The sequence below is a fragment of the Myxosarcina sp. GI1 genome (genome assembly GCF_000756305.1).
Lineage (GTDB): Bacteria > Cyanobacteriota > Cyanobacteriia > Cyanobacteriales > Xenococcaceae > Myxosarcina.
The window spans coordinates 260,393-276,367 of record NZ_JRFE01000017.1 but is presented as its reverse complement, the minus strand read 5'-3'; the positions used below and the strand labels follow the sequence as shown (position 1 = coordinate 276,367).

Genomic DNA, 15,975 nt, shown 5'->3' with positions numbered 1-15,975 from the left:
GTAACTGTTATTCCTTCTAGCACCAACCCAAAAAAGGAGGTGCTAGAATTTAAGTTACTGCAACCGAGCAAAATGGATTGGATAGAGACAGCATAATTATAGCTATCGAACCCGCAATATTTGATAAAGAAAGGCTGAAAAAATATTTGGGCAATTTAGAACCAGAATTATTAATTGAAGTTAAGCAAAAATTAAGTATTTACTTAAACTTACTGTCAATTAGTGAAAGTTAACGATATTTAGATACGGTCTATCCTGCCATCGATCGCCCTTGAGCTTCGGGTAAAGGTTCGGGTTTGACGGTTATATCAATACTTTCATTTTGCCGCTCAATTTCTAGCTGTAAATTGCGATCGATGCCATTTTCATCCAACAATCTTTGCAAAGTCTCGGCTTTAGTTACCGTTTGCTGGTTTACGGCTTTAATAATATCTCCTACCTGTAGTCCTGCTTTAGAAGCTGGAGAATTCCCAGAAACAGTCATAATTAAAATACCGCGATCGCTGGTAATATCTAACTGACGATTAAAAGACTGGTTAAATCTCTGCTTAATTTCGGGTGTCAGAGAAACCATTTCAATGCCGATGTATGGATGTTCGACCTTGCCGTAGTCAATTATCTGTCTGGCTATTCTACGAGCGGTGTTGATAGGAATAGCAAAACCCAACCCTTGTGCGCCACCAATAATGGCACTGTTGACGGCAATAACTTCTCCGTTGGCATTTAATAATGGTCCTCCAGAATTACCAGGATTGATCGCCGCATCGGTTTGTAAAAAACCAATTCTTTTATCGGGAATGCCAATATCGCGACTAAAACGATTGGTCGCGCTGATTACCCCTACCGTTACGGTTTCTTGTAAACCTAAAGGATTGCCAATAGCGATCGCCCATTCTCCCTGCTGCACCAAATCTGAGTCGCCAATGGTTACAGCAGGTAAGAATTCTGGCGACTCTACCTGAATTACAGCAATGTCAGTAATGGGGTCTTTGCCCAATACCCTACCGTCGAGAAGAAGTCCATCTTGAAAAGAAACTGTTACTTTGTCGGCGCGATCGACTACATGAGCGTTAGTTACAATCAAACCGTCAGTATCGATGACAAAGCCAGAACCTACACCTTGTAAAGTTGGTGCGGTTCTGTTACCAGGAGATCTGCCAAAAAATGGTAAAAATACGCCGTCCAAGCTACGGGAAACGTTAATCTGCACTACCGCAGGTTCGACATTTTTAACCACTGAAGTAACAAAATTATTCAGTTCGACGGGGGTAGGAATCGTACTACTATCACCTATAACTTCCGCCGCAACTGTCGATGGCTCGATAACCAGCAACCCAACTGCGAATGTGAACGCGATCGAGTAAAGAATCGCTTGTTTTATTAATTTTTTTAGTCTGACAGTTAGGTTTTTAAAATCGAGTTTCATCATCAAAATAGTTAGTTTGAGCGATCGCAATGTCTGTGATTGGTAAGTCTGCCTAGCTAAATTGACACAAAAATAACCCCCGATTCATCTTACGGAGGTAGTAAAATTTTAATAGCGCGATCGCTATTCTTTAGTTATCCAGTCAAACATCACAAAAGAGCTAACGCTACCGAAAAAATGCGCTCCCAAAATATTGACATTAGCAAAAATCAATAGCAAATCTAGAGTTCTGACAACTTTTTCCCGTTCGTAGACAGCCACTGATTGGGGTTTGGCAACTGCTTTAGCCAGTGTAGCAACGGTACTGATTTCTGAAGCCAAAAACGCCAATAACAGTCCTGCTAAGCTTACTATCAGACCTATACGCAATACTCTTACTATCTCTTGTCGTTTGGGGTGCAGGCTAGGATTAGGATTTTGCAAGCGTTTGGCTAAACGAGAATAGCGTAATGCCCAATATACTCTAAATCCCACGCAAACAATCGAGCACAAGGAGAAAAATAAACTCAAACCAATAACGGCACTATTAGTTTCGCTGAAACTACGGCTAAAAATTGTCAATAGTAAAATAATGCCCGATACAGCACCCAGAAATAGATGTATCCAGTAGCTGATTCTTGCCAACAGACGAAAGCGATTGGCAAATTCTTGTTTACTCGGTACTGAAGTTCTAGATCTTAAATTATCTTGCATTTCAAAAAAAGTATTTCAGCTATATAATAGTCAATGATTAATAGTCTTACTCAATTTTAGTAAGATGCGTGTTTTTTTATTGTCTTCACCTAAAATTCTACACTTCAATTATTTAAGCGAAGCTATATTAATATCTTGCTGCTTATATTATCAAATTACTTTAGCTATTTTCTCTATCTAAATAAAGAATTGTTTTTTGCCATAGTAGTACTTATAGCCAGTTTTTGCTGAATACATCTTTCCTTCAATTAGATAAAAACAGATAAAAAAACTTTCTATTTTATTTCATAGTGACTAGTGAATAGTGACTAACGACTAGTACTTAAATTATTCATTCATGTTTTTGTAGGTAGCTACTGAAGATGGCGAAATGCGATTGAGATAGCGGAAAATCCAATATTTCAAAACCGTATCTAAAATCACGGGAAAAGTAGCAATAAATAAAAAGTTAAAGTCACGGTTTTCTGGCAAACCTAAATGTCGAGAAATACCTTCGAGAATAACTTCCCATCCGTGAGGAGAGTGATAGCCCACAAACATATCTGTCAAAAGAATTATTAAAAAAGCTTTAGCACTATCACTCAAACCATAAGCAATTTCATCGATAAAAGACTTAATAACTAATATTTCTCGCTGACAAAAATAAATAATTGCGCCAAAAGCTAGTAAAGAACAAAAATCTGCAAAAATATTACCGATCGCGTTAATGCCTGAATTGCGATAGTCAGCAGCTATTTCTTCTGCTTTTACATGAATTCTTTCAACTTTTTCTGAGTCCGACAAAGGAGGAATTATGCCGATCAAACTTTCAAAATCCAGCTTTTCTTGATAACGCTGTAATTCTACAAAAGCTTCTTCTTCAAGATCGGTGTTGATAAATAAAGTTTGTTCTTGATGACTGGCAAAGTAGTTTTTTACAATTGGCGTAATTATAAAAGTTTTAGTTATTTGATGAGTCATTAAAGGTACAATAATCAAAAGCAGCAAAAATCTAATTGAAATTGCTGTTTTATTGCGACTCTGACGAAATCTTTTAATTACCTCTTCTTCTGTATCATCTGCTTTAGGATCGATTTCTCTACCGATGCGATTTAGAGTTCGCATAAAAGAGCGTGGCAGCACGCTGGTTTTGTCGGTAATAGTTTCGATGTTGGTATCTTTATTGGAACGCTTGCTTTCAAAGCTGTCGTCATCAATTATTAATTTGCGATCGCGCTTCGCGCGCTGGCTTTGCCAATCGTCTTCAGCAGCAAACCGTCCGTTTCTGGCAGTACCGCTCAAACGCCGAGCTTTTGCAGTCGTTTTGGTTGTAGGTGAAGTTTGCTTATTATATCTAGAAACGACTGAATCGATAAAGTTTAGTTTATTAATAACCGTTGCTTCGCGATCGCCAACAATACCTCTACCTCTAACTATCTGAGTAGAGTTTTCAGGTCGATTATCAGCAAAAATTCTTAAGGAACGACTGCTTCTAAACTCCGCCAATCTCATTTTAATCGTGTTGAGATAGTTTTTGACATCAGCCTGAAAAACCTTAACCACGCTTTCAGAATAATCAGCAGACTCTGCCGACACAACTCTACCGTTAAAATGCTCGTCTTCAATTGCCTTAATTTTGATCGCGGCACGATAGGCTGCATCGAGAGATCTTTCTGGTGTAGCAGATAGCCAGTTTCTGCCTAAATTGACAATATCGTTAAATTTCATCTTCTATAAAGAACGATCGATTATAAATTTTGGATCTCGTTCGGACACAGCCAACTTTAGAATAACTTTTATGATACTAAGAGAGAAGGAAGAATAGTAACAAATTACCAAAAACTTAAATTGTGTCGAGCTTATCTCTTTGGTTTACAGGAACGACGCGCACGGGAAAGACTTCACGTTTGGTGGCTGAGTTTCGCGACTGGGTCAGAAAACAGTCCCTCGTTCGCCACAGTAAAGCGAAACGCCCATCTCTTAATGACTTGTCTGCAACGGTGTTAGTTTTTGCCGCCAACAATCAAAATCGCCGCGAGTTAAACGACCGCCTGTCTGTTGCTGTTGAAGGTACATATCCCGTATTATGCAAAACTCCCCTGGGTTTTATCACTGACGAAGTAATGCTGTTTTTTCCGCTATTATTCGAGCGGTTGCAGCTTAAAGCTCAATTTCCTCTAAGATTGCGTCCCGAAACCGAACAGGAACTGGCAACTAAGCTGTGGCGAGAACAGCCAGATTGGGAAACCTTGTGCGAATTTGACAGCGAATATCGCCTGGTACGTCAAACTTTGGATTTATTGCAGTTAGCCGGGGCTAGTGGCATACCTGCCGAAGATATTAGCTTGATTTTACAGGAAGGATATCTCGGGCGAGAAACCAGCATAGAAGCACAATCGCATTTATGGCAACGGATGGGTGAATTGCTTCAAATTTGGCGTACATGGTGTTTGGAGCGTGGTTTGTTAAGCTATGGTTTAATTTACGAGCTTTATTGGCGTTATTTACTACCCGATCCTCAATATCAATATCATTTGACTCGACGCTATCAAACGATTTTTGCTGACGATACCGATGATTATCCCGCGATCGCCCGCGATTTGTTTGAATTTCTCTTAGATCGAGGAGCTAAAGGTACATTTACCTACAACCCCGATGGTAAAATTCGCCTGGGTCTAAACGCCGATCCAGATTACTTAAAAGGTTTAGCCGTTCGCTGCCAGATAGAAACTCTACCACCACTAAATAATAGTCTGGCAACAGAATTTGCTACCACTGCAGTCGAACTAGTTAGCGAAGAAGCATACCTGGTTGATTTACCAGACAAAATTCAATCGTTAGAAACTATTTCTCGCGCAGAATTACTCAACCAAACCGCAGAGATAATTATTCGCGTCGTCAAACAAAATTTAGTCAAATCCGAAGAAATTGCCATCATTGCCCCTGGTTTAGACGAAATTGCTCGCTACACGCTGATTCAAACTTTAGAAGCTCAAAAAATTGCCGTCGCGCCACTAAACGAACAGCGTCCGTTGATTAGTTCCCCCGTAGTAAGAGCCTTGCTAACTTTATTAGCGTTAATTTATCCAGATTTAGGACGTACCATCGACCGTAACGCGATCGCTGAAATGCTAACGGTTCTCAGCCAGAAACCTCAAGGAGAACTGCTAATTCCCGATATCGATCCCGTAAGAGGGGGACTAATTGCCGACTATTGCTATCATGCCGATCTCCAACAGCCTTATTTATCTACCGTCGAATCTTTCCCCCGTTGGGATCGCTTGGGACATCAAGCCACTACTGCTTATAAAAAAATTGTCGAATGGATCGAAGGGACAAAAATTCAGTTAGGACAAACATTTATCGTACCCACCGTGTTGTTAGATCGCGCGATCGCAACTTTCTTTGATGGTGGCAGTTATTTTCAGCGCGATCGCCTGGCAGTTTTGCGGGAACTCATTGAAACCGCCCAACATTTTTGGGAAGTAGACCGCAGACTGCGCCAAAACGAACCGAGTTTTCAAACTCAAACCGCTACCGTCGCTCAATTTATTCAGCTACTGCGACGGGGTACGATTACCGCCAACCCCCGTCCAGTAGGGCAATTTCAAACCCAAACAGGCGCAGTTACTCTAGCTACAGTCTTTCAATATCGTTCTTTGCGTACCATCCATCGCTGGCAATTCTGGCTGGATACAGGTTCGCCTTTATGGCAGCAGGGAGGGGCAGCAACCCTATTTGGCGCACCTTTATTTCTCAAAAACTGGTCGGGACGTACCTGGATGCCCGAAGATGATTACGAACTAGACAAGCAGCGTTTGCAGCGTATTATTAGGGATGTTTTAGGACGCGCTCAAGAGAAAGTTTTCTTGTGTCACAGCGATCTCGGTGTCAACGGTACGGAGCAAATGGGCGCGTTATTGCCGTTGGTGCATTCAGCCAAGCCGTTTGCCGAAGAAGCAGGAAGGGATAAGGCAGTGCCTTATCCGTACGTGTAAGATATAGGGTAAGCAGGTTGGGTAGAGATGGGTAGCGATCGCTCGCTAGATAGATGTAGGTTGGGGAGCGCGAAAGTGCGGTGCAGCGGCAAAGCCGCAAGCGTCGCAGGCGCGACTTGGAGCGATAGCTCCTGCGAGGTTCCCCCCATGAGCAACTTTCGTAAGAAGAACGATAGTGAAACCCAACAATGGAGCAAACAGTGAAAATTAACCTTGTTAAACTCGCGATCGAGTCAAAATGTGAAGGGTGTTTTTTATGGCGATCGCGGTAATTAAATTATTACTTACTTTAAGAACGCTGGGTTTCGTTCCTCAACCCAACCTACAGAACGGGCTGACTCACCAACGCCGAATCGTTTGTATTTAGTCGTAGCGGTCGCTATTCTTTACAGCACGATTATGGGAACAACAGTTCAGCTATCTGGATTGAGACAACAAGTCGATCTTCATTATTCGAGAGGGTTGAGTTATCTAAAAATAGGCTTGCGATGGTTGAGAGGCTCAATTCATAAAGGCAGGGAGTTGCTTCAATTATTGCCTTTGCCCTACCTCGATCCTGAACGTTGTTTTGCCAGTCGCCGAGCTGAAGCCGATTATTATGAGCAATTATTATTTTCTCGTGTACGCTCTCTTCATTGTGCCTAATAACGTCAGGCTTTGATTGATATGTGTCCATCAGCCAGCTGCAAGACTACTGATGAATCTGCTTTTGATGCGTGCGGGTTATCCAATTGCGATTATCTCAAATGCCAAGCGCAACGATTATATAAATGCTATTTTTTACGGACAGCAAAATTGAGATAATCTCAGTCAGCTTGTAGACTTGGTTCTTGAGGCTGCCAAAAGTTCTTTAATTGAAACTTTGAGAATTGTAGCAACTGCTGCTGAGAGTCGAGGTAAAGGATTGCCTTTTTATGAAGATACAATGGCTTTTTTAAATGAATGACTTCTTTAGTCAAACAGATTTTTGACCTTTGCTATACATAATTTATTTGTCGATCGAGAAGTAAAGGTATAGTTGAAAGTAGAGAGTTTAATCCCATATAGCGATCGCAAGACACAAGAAATGGTTGCACCACAAACTGAGACAATCTTTAAAGCCGCAGCCTGAAATTCGTCTTCAAGTGTTTGCCTCAGTACTAAGTTATTAGCGCTCGCCTGCCATAAAAATTAGCAAAAAGCTTAACTCGGTAGCACCTAAGAATCTATAGTGGAAAAGGCTACCTAATTCAAAAAAAAGATCGTGAAAGCAATTACTGTTCTTGGCTCGACTGGTTCTATCGGTACGCAGACTTTAGATATCGTGTCTCAGAATCCCGATAAATTCCGCGTAGTAGGATTGGCAACTGGTAACAACATCGAATTATTAGCCGAGCAAATTCGCACTTTTAACCCCGAAATTGTGGCGATTTGTAACGAAAACAAATTAGCAGAATTACACCAGGCGATCGCTTCGCACTCCCACCAACCAATAATTTTGGCAGGAGAAGGGGGAGTGGCAGAAGTTGCCAGCTACGGAGATGCTGAAAGCGTAGTTACAGGAATTGTGGGTTGTGCTGGTTTGTTGCCTACTGTGGCGGCAATAAAAGCAGGTAAAGATATTGCTTTAGCCAATAAAGAAACCTTAATTGCTGGTGCGCCTGTGGTTTTACCTCTAGTCGAAAAACACGGGGTTAAACTACTGCCAGCAGACTCCGAACATTCGGCAATTTTTCAGTGTCTTCAAGGAGTGCCAGAAGGCGGTTTGCGCCGCATTATTCTTACTGCCTCTGGCGGTGCTTTTCGCGATCTTTCCGTAGAGAAATTAGCTTCAGTTACGGTTAAGGATGCCCTCAAACATCCTAACTGGTCGATGGGTAAAAAAATTACTATCGATTCGGCAACACTGATGAATAAGGGATTAGAAGTAATCGAGGCGCACTATCTATTTGATATGGATTACGATCGCATCGATATTGTCATTCATCCCCAAAGCATTATTCATTCTTTAATTGAAGTTCAGGATACCTCAGTTTTAGCTCAGTTGGGTTGGCCCGATATGCGTTTACCCCTCCTCTACGCTCTTTCCTATCCCGAACGCATCTATACTGACTGGAAACAGTTCGATTTGGTATCGGCAGGAGATTTAACTTTCCGCGAACCCGACCATAAAAAATATCCCTGTATGCAGTTAGCTTATGCTGCGGGTAGAGAAGGTGGTTTGATGCCAGCCGTATTAAATGCCGCTAACGAACAAGCAGTAGAATTATTTTTAGACGAACAGATCGAGTTTTTAGATATTCCCCGAATTATCGAAACCGTTTGCGATCGCTTTACCAGACACAATACTGCTAGTCCTAATCTCTCAGATATTATTGAGGCGGATAAATGGGCAAGACAGCAGGTAAAAGAAATTAAGCAAGAAGTTTAATTATCTGATAAAGGTTGAAAAGATGCGATCGCCTTTGGCACAATCACCCAATTTACTTCAAGGACTTTTAGATTGAAATAAGATAAAAGACGCGATCGCTTACATTTTGTAATTCATTATTACCAACGCGATCGCACTACCTATTTATTTAGCGGTCTTCCTAAATAAAAAAACCGATTCTGTACACAGAATCGGAATAATTAAACTATTTATTTAGTTTTCATAGTTTTCGTTCGATATCTCAAAAACTAGTCACGACCATTGATAGCAATCAGCAACCTTAAAATGAATACAAAGAGGTTGATGTAAGTTAAATACATCGAGAGTGCTGCTGGTAAATACTGTTCGTTCTTGTAGGTACGGGGCAAGATATAAAAATCAACTACTGCCGAACCTGCAAATAATGCAACTCCGATACCAGATATAGCAACTTCTAGCCAGCTAGGAGTATAAACGCCAAATACAGAAAATAGTAATTGTCCGACAAGTACGACGAGTAGAGCGATAATTCCCAGGCGAACGGTTTGCGCTAGTGCCATACCGTCTTCGTCGGAAAGATTTGAGCCAATATTACGCCCTGCAATAAAGGTCACACCACAGCCTAAAGCGGCGATACCGACACCCTGGATTCCTACACCGCTAGTACTGAGAGCCAAAGCTACGATACCGCTGAGGGTATAGCCCGAAAGCAGGCTGTAAAGAGCTAATAAAGGTAGTGCAGTGCTATTGTTACCTTTTTCCGCAATGCCGCGAGCGACAAAGAATAAAGCGAATTCGGCAATTAAAGCTACCCAAAAAGTGGGCATAAAGATTTCGGGACGAGAACCAAGTACGCCCAAACCGCCATAAGTACCAACAGCGGTTAAAATCAATCCGCCTCCTAGATAAGGCAGAGCATTGGAGATAACTTCAGGACCGACTATCGACTGTCCTTGAGCCTCTCTCATGGCTTTTCTAAAGTTACTGGTATTACTCATGAAATTTTTTACTGAAATTTTTTCAATATTTACTATCGATCGTAACTCAACCGATCGCTTTAGGGTTTATGGTAATTACCGAATTTGTAAACCTAATTACTCGCCATAAATCGTAACCATAATCTGTCGCTGTCTAGGTTTGATGTCGCATTCTAAGTGAAAAATTTGCTGCCAGGTGCCTAGCTTTAATTTTCCTTGAGATACGGGAACCGTCAGCGAAGGTCCTAAAGTGGTAGCCTGTAAATGAGAATGCCCATTGCCATCGTGCCAGGTTTGTTCGTGTCCGTAATCTCGACTAGGAGGCATGAGCTTATTTAAGATAGCTGGTAAATCTTGCTGCAATCCAGGTTCAAACTCGATCGCGCCAATTACACCAGTGCTGCCTATATTAAATACATGAGCGATTCCTGTCTTGATGCCCGATTGTTTGACGATTTTATCTACGAAAGTCGTAAGATCGTGCATATCTCCGTCGGGTTGAGTTTGAATGGTTATTTGTTCTTGAAAAATCGTAATTGCACCTCCTGCGATCGCAATTATTAATTAATCGAGTTAGTATTATCCTTTTACACTGATAATAAAGATATAAAGTAAGGGCGCGACCCCGAATCGAATTCGGGGGCTCGTGTCGCCCGTAAAAATACTTAAATTTATCTCAGCGATCGGCGATCGCTAGCAGTAAAGGAAACATTTAAAATCAAATGCTCGATACTAACTCAATTTTAGAAGTTTTACGCCCCGTACAAGACCCCGAACTCCAAAAAAGTTTGGTAGAGCTAAACATGATTCGCAACGTCAAGGTAGAAGGCGACAAAGTTAGCTTTACCCTAGTTTTAACTACCCCTGCTTGTCCTTTAAGAGAATTTATCGTTGAAGATTGTCAAAAAGCTGTCAAACAGCTACCAGGAGTAGAAACAGTAGAAATAGAGGTAACAGCCGAAACCCCACAGCAAAAGTCTTTACCAGATCGTACTTCTGTAGAGGGAGTTAAAAACATTATTGCCATTTCTAGCGGTAAGGGAGGAGTCGGCAAAAGTTCGGTAGCGGTTAATGTAGCTGTTGCTTTGGCTAATAAGGGTGCCAAAGTCGGTTTGTTAGATGCCGATATTTACGGTCCCAATGCCCCTAATATGTTAGGACTGTCTCAGGCTCAAATTGTCGTCAGACAGGGCAGTAATGGAGAAGTGTTAGAGCCTGCTTTTAACTATGGGGTCAAACTAGTATCGATGGCGTTTTTAATCGACCCCGATCAGCCTGTAATTTGGCGCGGACCGATGTTGAACGGCATTATTCGTCAGTTTCTCTATCAGGTAGAGTGGGGAGAATTAGATTATTTGATTGTCGATATGCCTCCAGGTACGGGAGACGCACAGCTAACCATGACTCAAGCCGTACCGATGGCAGGGGCGATAATCGTCACTACGCCGCAAACCGTGTCTTTATTAGATGCTCGTCGGGGTTTAAAAATGTTTCAACAGTTAGGAGTAAAAGTGCTGGGTATTGTCGAAAATATGAGCTATTTTATTCCTCCTGATATGCCAGAGAAAAGTTACGATTTGTTTGGTTCGGGAGGAGGCGAAAGAACTTCTCAAGAACTGGACGTACCTTTACTCGGTTGCATACCCCTGGAAATTGGCTTGAGAGAAGGAGGCGACAAAGGCATTCCTATAGTCATTGCCGAACCAGAGTCGGCTTCTGCTAAAGCTATAATGGCTGTTGCCGAACAGATTGCGGCTAAAGTTTCTATTGCAGCGTTTGCATAATTACAGTCGATAACTTGGTTATTAAAATAAATAAAAAGCTTGTTTAAAGCAAAAGTTTATAGAAAGTAGGTAATAGTTTTACATTGCCAAAATAGCTTATCTCTAAAAATAGAAGGTTGCCTATTTTCACTCAAGCCTAGTGTTATCTATTGCCTAAGTAAAACTATGCTTTAAACTATTTCTAATACCAGTTTTTTTGATAATAGATACAGCAAGCGATCGCCATATAAATTTTATAAGCTAAAAAAAAGCGATCGCTCTAGCTACAAAACATCAATACATTAATATTATTTAAATAACCTGCAACCCTAAATCAAACACAGACTAAACAGAATATTTTGTCAAAATCTTAATATAATCACTCAATACAAATTATGTTTGCAGCCTGAAACTTTCAATTTCAAGTAACATATAGTTGCTACGATAATCAGAATTAAATTGTTACAACAATACTTCTGCAAATGAATTTCTCTAGTCGTCGAATTATTTCGCAGTCGCAGCTAAATGCTTTTGAGTTATTGAGTAAACCTATTTGGATTTTCAAGCTTGAGGAACGAAAAGTATGGTGGGCTAACCAAGCTGGTAAAAATTTTGGCAATATCTTTAGCTTAGAACAATTTATAGCTCGCGAAGCGAATAATTTTGAAGCGGAAACTGGGTTAGATTTACAAAACTATTGGCAGCAATTTTCTCATAAAACTATAGACAAAACTTGGACGTTTAGCGACCGCGATAGTAGCGTCTCACTTTGGCTTACTTGTTCTTTCGTCAATATAAGTACTGACAAGTTGGCAATTTTAGTAGAAGGTAATCTCGATTTAGAAACAAAAAAACAAATTGAAGTCTTGAATCAAACTACATCTATAATTTCCGTGTATAACTTTGACGGTTCTGTAGTGATGCAGAATTCGGCAGCAAGACTTTGTTATGGCAACAATCGTGCATTTTCAGAGCCAAATATTGATTTTTTCAAAGGAAAATTTGTCAATCCTGGTATTGCCGAGCGTGCCATAGCATATTTAGAGCGAGGAGAAACTTTTAATACCGAAACAGAAGTATATACCCTCAAGAATATTCGTTGGCACGAACTGAGAATAGAACCGATAAATTCGTTCGTTACTCAAAAAAAGTTAATTCTAGTCACGGAAAACGATATTACCGAGCGCAAGCAGAGTGAGCTAGCTCTATACGCTGAAAAAGAATTCGCTCACCTGACTTTGAATAGTATTAGTGATGCTATTGTCGCTACTAATATCAAAGGTAAAATTAAATATTTTAATTCTACAGCAGAAAAACTATCGGGTTTGAAAAGCCATGAGGTCAAAGGAAAATTTTTAACTGAAGTTTTAACCTTTGTTGATGAAGAAACTCGCCAACCAATAATCGATCCAGTAGCTAGAGTTTTACGAGAAGATCGAACAATACATTTAGCACCTAGCACTGTTTTTGTCTCACAGGGAACTACAGAATATGCCGTTGATAGCTCAATTTCTCCAATTAAAGCTAAAAATGACAAGATTATGGGTTTAGTTTTGGTTTTTAAAGACGTTACTTCTACTCGTAAGCTCAATCGCCAACTATCTTGGCAGGCTACACACGATTATTTGACTAAGCTATTTAATCGTCAGGAATTCGAGCGTCGCTTACAAACAGCAATTAATACAGCCAAACAGGAGCGAGAACACCATGTTTTTTGCTACATGGACTTAGACCAATTCAAAATAGTTAACGATACCTGCGGTCATTTAGCTGGAGATGAATTACTGCGTCAAATAGCAACTATACTGCAACAACGAGTTCGTGCTACAGATACCCTTGCTCGTCTGGGAGGTGATGAATTTGGGTTATTGCTCTATCAATGTTCTTTATTGCAAGCGGAAGAAACAGCTAATACCCTCAAACAAATAATTCGCAATTTTCGTTTTATCTGGCAAGGTAAAAGTTTTAATATTGGCGTTAGTATCGGTCTGGTAATAATTGACGAATATACTACCGATTTGGCAGCTATTTTTAGTGCTGCTGATGCAGCTTGTTATGCCGCTAAAGAAGATGGTCGTAACTGTGTGAAAATTTATCGGCTTGACGACAATAATTTAGCCAAGCAGCGCGGAGAGAGACGGTGGATTTCTAGAATCAAGCAGGCGATAGCAGAAGATCGTTTTTGCCTTTACTGTCAAAAAATAGTACCCGTAGAAAAGTCATCGAAAATAGAATATTACGAAATTTTGTTGCGGTTGCAAGATGAAGCGGAGCGGCTCATCCCGCCAATGGCTTTTATTCCTGCTGCAGAACGTTATGGATTGATGATTACAATAGACTGCTGGGTAATTAGTACTTTTTTTGCCTACTACGATAACTACTGCGAGCAACATTTATCTAAAACTAAAAAGCTTTCTCAAACTATTTTTACCATTAATATTTCTGGTGTCAGCATTAATAATCCTCAATTTCTTAACTTCATTAAAGATGAATTTAGTCGCTCGCGATTTTCACCACAAATCTGTTTTGAAATTACCGAAACTAGCGCGATCGCTAATTTAGCCAAAGCTACGCAGTTTATTAACGAACTTAAAACAATAGGTTGTTGTTTTGCTTTAGATGATTTCGGTAGAGGAATGAGTTCTTTGTATTATTTAAAAAATTTACCTGTAGACTATCTCAAAATTGATGGTAGCTTTATAAAAAATCTCGATCGCGATCGTGTCAATTACGTAATGATCGAAAGCTTTAATCGGATCGGTCATGCTATGGGAATTAAAACTATCGTCGAATTTGTTGAAGATAGCCTCATTCTCACGAAACTAGAAGCTATTGGTATAGATTATGCTCAAGGTTATGGAATTTCTAGACCGCAATCGATAGATTTATTGATGTTATAGTAGTGCGTTTTAAGGTTAAGACACAAAATAAGATTTTGGGAGTCAGGAGAGAGATATAGATGAAATAAATAAAAAATGTCCTAATGTTTTTTCGTAGAGCTATATAAGACAGGCAATGGTTAATAGTTAACGCGGTAGTAAAAAATTTAAAATAACTACCAATCAAACTGAAAGACTGTTAGACTGGGCGGTCGATAGTAAGTATAGCAGGACATAACTTCAAGATAAATTTTTAACTATGTCACCTTCAAGTAATACTTCAGCTTCTAATTACAATTCTCATAATAGCGACAAAATAGTTCATAAGCCATTTGCTACAGGGGAAATTAATATTTTTCGTCCTTTTAAAGGCAAAATCGATCGCCGACGCGAAATAACAACACCAATAACAGATGGATTAGAAACTGCAACTACCGATACTTTAATATCATCTCAGTTAAAGTGGCAAAACCGAATTTTTAATGTCTGGAGTCTTGGTGCGATCGCTATTGTGCTTTTGACTAATGCTATAGCTATAGGAACGATAAAAATGCGTAACGCTCAACAAGCTGCCGCACCTGTAAAAACTCAACGTCCTACCATCGGTCATCGGGATCTAACAGCTAACGAATTTATGCCCTTAGATTTAAGCACTTTGAGCAATCTACCCTCTGCCGAAAAACCACAGGCAAATGAAGAATCGGAACTAGTACCGCAGTCTCTAATTCCTCCTGCATTTGTTCCTTTTAATAACAATACTTTTTTAGCTCGAAGCGATCGCTATCATTATGTGCTTACCGAATATGCTGGCGATCGCTCATTAGAATTCGTACGCGAAAAGCTTACCAATATTTCACTAGTTCATCTACCCGAAGGAATGTTTGTTTATTTAGGGGCTTTTGTAGAGCGAGAGCCTGCTAATAATTTTATTCTCAAACTACGACAAGAAGGAATCGAAGCGAAAATTTATCCATTTGAGTAAGAGCTAGTTTTAACTCGCTACGCGAGAAGGAAGAAAAAAGAAAACAAAATTTACTTTAAAATTAACCTTTCTCCTTCTTCCTCCCAACATCTTCCTGCGTTTGAGCGGGCTATAGTTTTAGTAACGTTTTTCTAAATATTGACCGATAGTAATTTCCTGTCCCGCACGAGAAATAATTGTTTGTCTGGTGCGATAGTTGGTACCAATTAATTTGATTTCTTCTTCAAATACCGAACCGTTGTACTCGGTACGCAGACACATGGTTTCGGGATTAGTAAAAGAACAAACGGCAATTATTGGTTTTGGAGTAGCAAAACCGCGATCGCGATAGAGTATATTTCCTGAAATGCCAAACCTGGTAGAACCTTTACTAGGTTTGCGATTTTGATTAGTGTAGTTACTTTCCCAAGTCACTTTAGTACCGCAAACTAAAGCTTCTGTATCTTCTAATTCGTGGAGTCTGGCAAGTTCGAGCAACTCTGGCGCACCAGCTTCAATAAAAGAAATGGACAAAAAGCTTACAACTTCTTGAGGTTCTGTCTCTTTATTCAAGGTGTAATAACGTCGCTGGGATTTCCAATTACCTACAGACTTACGAAAAAAATCCAGTGCTAAAGACTGTAATGTAGCGTTAGCTGTTTGCCCAGATATCATAAAAACCTCACCTCTTTTATCGTTTAAATACACCCTTTCTTGGCACTAATGTCAAGAACAAAGGTAATATTGTTACCTTTTTTAATATAACAGATTTAATCTTGTTGGTTTTATAGCTAAAGATAGGGAAGGTGGCTCAGGCTCGATTCTTAGTTTTTTACTGATTTTTTTAAGTCTAGACAAGAGTTACCCAGTTTTTCTGATGCCTTAGCTCTGGTGCGCCGATTTTTCTGGG

Annotated in this window: 12 protein-coding genes and 1 pseudogene; 7 read left to right on the top strand and 6 right to left on the bottom strand. The window is 40.1% G+C overall.

The window, feature by feature from the left end; translation table 11 throughout:
- Nucleotides 1-74: 74 nt before the first annotated feature.
- Nucleotides 75-233: pseudogene (locus tag KV40_RS37310) on the top strand (hypothetical protein); the annotation flags it as partial.
- A gap of 17 nt (nucleotides 234-250) precedes the next feature.
- On the opposite strand, the gene KV40_RS14095 reads toward KV40_RS37310, so the two are convergent.
- From KV40_RS14095 to KV40_RS14085, 3 genes are all read right to left on the bottom strand, one after another.
- On the bottom strand, nucleotides 251-1,429 hold the full coding sequence (locus tag KV40_RS14095) for a trypsin-like peptidase domain-containing protein (RefSeq protein ID WP_156114037.1): 1,179 nt from the start codon (nucleotides 1,427-1,429) through the stop codon (nucleotides 251-253).
- Between the two features lie 120 nt (nucleotides 1,430-1,549).
- Nucleotides 1,550-2,119, bottom strand: coding sequence for a DUF3611 family protein (locus KV40_RS14090; RefSeq protein WP_036482529.1), 570 nt, complete (start codon nucleotides 2,117-2,119; stop codon nucleotides 1,550-1,552).
- Nucleotides 2,120-2,446: 327 nt separating this feature from the next.
- Nucleotides 2,447-3,826, bottom strand: coding sequence for a proton extrusion protein PcxA (locus KV40_RS14085; RefSeq protein ID WP_036482526.1), 1,380 nt, complete (start codon nucleotides 3,824-3,826; stop codon nucleotides 2,447-2,449).
- A 122-nt stretch (nucleotides 3,827-3,948) separates the two neighbouring features.
- On the opposite strand from KV40_RS14085, the gene KV40_RS14080 reads away from it, so the two are divergent.
- The 3 genes from KV40_RS14080 (at nucleotide 3,949) to dxr (ending at nucleotide 8,506) form a co-directional block, all read left to right on the top strand.
- Entirely contained in the window at nucleotides 3,949-6,096 is a 2,148-nt protein-coding gene (locus KV40_RS14080) for a hypothetical protein (protein WP_052055633.1), read from the top strand.
- Between the two features lie 399 nt (nucleotides 6,097-6,495).
- On the top strand, nucleotides 6,496-6,741 hold the full coding sequence (locus KV40_RS33385; RefSeq protein WP_072013826.1) for a hypothetical protein: 246 nt from the start codon (nucleotides 6,496-6,498) through the stop codon (nucleotides 6,739-6,741).
- A 598-nt stretch (nucleotides 6,742-7,339) separates the two neighbouring features.
- Nucleotides 7,340-8,506, top strand: a complete 1,167-nt coding sequence (gene dxr / locus KV40_RS14070; protein ID WP_036482521.1) for a 1-deoxy-D-xylulose-5-phosphate reductoisomerase — start codon at nucleotides 7,340-7,342, stop codon at nucleotides 8,504-8,506.
- Between the two features lie 248 nt (nucleotides 8,507-8,754).
- Here the strand turns inward: dxr and KV40_RS14065 are convergent, their stop codons facing one another.
- Nucleotides 8,755-9,483, bottom strand: coding sequence for a Bax inhibitor-1 family protein (locus KV40_RS14065; protein ID WP_036482520.1), 729 nt, complete (start codon nucleotides 9,481-9,483; stop codon nucleotides 8,755-8,757).
- A gap of 96 nt (nucleotides 9,484-9,579) precedes the next feature.
- On the bottom strand, nucleotides 9,580-9,993 hold the full coding sequence (locus KV40_RS14060; RefSeq protein WP_036482517.1) for a secondary thiamine-phosphate synthase enzyme YjbQ: 414 nt from the start codon (nucleotides 9,991-9,993) through the stop codon (nucleotides 9,580-9,582).
- Between the two features lie 191 nt (nucleotides 9,994-10,184).
- Here KV40_RS14060 and KV40_RS14055 point away from each other — a divergent pair, with 191 nt between their 5' ends.
- The 3 genes from KV40_RS14055 (at nucleotide 10,185) to KV40_RS14045 (ending at nucleotide 15,086) form a co-directional block, all read left to right on the top strand.
- Nucleotides 10,185-11,246, top strand: a complete 1,062-nt coding sequence (locus KV40_RS14055) for an Mrp/NBP35 family ATP-binding protein (protein ID WP_036482514.1) — start codon at nucleotides 10,185-10,187, stop codon at nucleotides 11,244-11,246.
- A 461-nt stretch (nucleotides 11,247-11,707) separates the two neighbouring features.
- Nucleotides 11,708-14,125: an EAL domain-containing protein gene (locus tag KV40_RS14050; protein ID WP_052055631.1), complete on the top strand. Its 2,418-nt coding sequence runs from the start codon at nucleotides 11,708-11,710 to the stop codon at nucleotides 14,123-14,125.
- A 238-nt stretch (nucleotides 14,126-14,363) separates the two neighbouring features.
- Nucleotides 14,364-15,086, top strand: a complete 723-nt coding sequence (locus KV40_RS14045) for a hypothetical protein (protein ID WP_036482511.1) — start codon at nucleotides 14,364-14,366, stop codon at nucleotides 15,084-15,086.
- 117 nt (nucleotides 15,087-15,203) lie between these two features.
- Here the strand turns inward: KV40_RS14045 and KV40_RS14040 are convergent, their stop codons facing one another.
- The gene (locus KV40_RS14040; protein ID WP_036482508.1) at nucleotides 15,204-15,740 is read right to left on the bottom strand and encodes a phycobiliprotein lyase; all 537 of its coding nucleotides are present in this window, start codon (nucleotides 15,738-15,740) and stop codon (nucleotides 15,204-15,206) included.
- Nucleotides 15,741-15,975 lie beyond the last annotated feature (235 nt).